This window comes from Rhodococcus sp. 852002-51564_SCH6189132-a, from assembly GCF_001665495.1.
Taxonomy (GTDB): Bacteria; Actinomycetota; Actinomycetes; order Mycobacteriales; family Mycobacteriaceae; genus Rhodococcus; species Rhodococcus pyridinivorans.
Genome location: NZ_LZMJ01000030.1, coordinates 1 through 887, shown reverse-complemented (window position 1 = coordinate 887; position 887 = coordinate 1). Strand labels below are relative to the sequence as shown.

At 70.0% G+C, this 887-nt stretch carries 1 protein-coding gene; it reads right to left on the bottom strand.

Features of this window, described 5'->3' with window-relative positions; all coding sequences use genetic code 11:
- On the bottom strand, positions 1-729 hold a 729-nt coding region (locus A5767_RS06065), incomplete at its 3' end, for a 3-isopropylmalate dehydrogenase (protein ID WP_064851912.1).
- Positions 730-887: the final 158 nt, after the last annotated feature.

The following is an 887-nucleotide window of genomic DNA, read 5'->3' as shown; positions in this document are numbered from 1 at the left end:
GGCGCCGGCGAGGTCGGTGATGATGTCGCCGAACAGGTTGTCGGTGACGATGACGTCGAAGCGCGACGGGTCGTCGACCATGTAGATGGTCGCGGCGTCGATGTGACAGTAGGCCGTGGTGACCTCAGGGAACTCCTTGCCGACGGTCTCGACGGCGCGGGTCCAGATGGCGCCGGCGTTCGACAGCACGTTCGTCTTGTGGATGAGCGTGACGTGCTTGCGGCGGGTCTGCGCGAGCTCGAAGGCGTAGCGGACCACGCGCTCGGCTCCGAACCAGGTGTTCACCGAGACCTCGGTGGCGATCTCGTGCGGGGTGCCGACGCGGATCGCTCCCCCGTTGCCGGTGTACGGGCCCTCGGTGCCCTCGCGGACGACGACGAAGTCGATCTCGTGGTCGGCGGCGAGCGGCGACTTCGAGCCCGGGTACAGGCGCGACGGCCGCAGGTTGACGTGGTGGTCGAGTGCGAACCGCATGTTCAGGAGGAGACCGCGTTCGAGGACGCCCGGCGTGACCGACGGATCGCCGATGGCACCGAGGAGGATCGCGTCGTGCTCGCGGATCGCGGCGAGATCGGCATCGGGCAGGAGTTCGCCGGTCGCGTTGTACCGGCGGGCACCGAGGTCGTACTCGGTGGTCTCGAGATCCGGGACGAGGGCGCGGAGCACCTTGAGAGCTTCCGCCGTGACCTCGACACCGATGCCGTCACCGGGGATGACCGCAAGTTTCATGAGCACTACTCACTTCCTGTGCGACGGTGGCCGCGACCCCGCCGCTCCCGCCCGCCCCCCCCGGTGTGGCGGAACCCCGGGGTCGACACCTCGGCCAGGGGCCCCCCCCCCCGCCGCCCCCCCCGGGAGAGGATACACACGCCCCAGCCCACCACCCC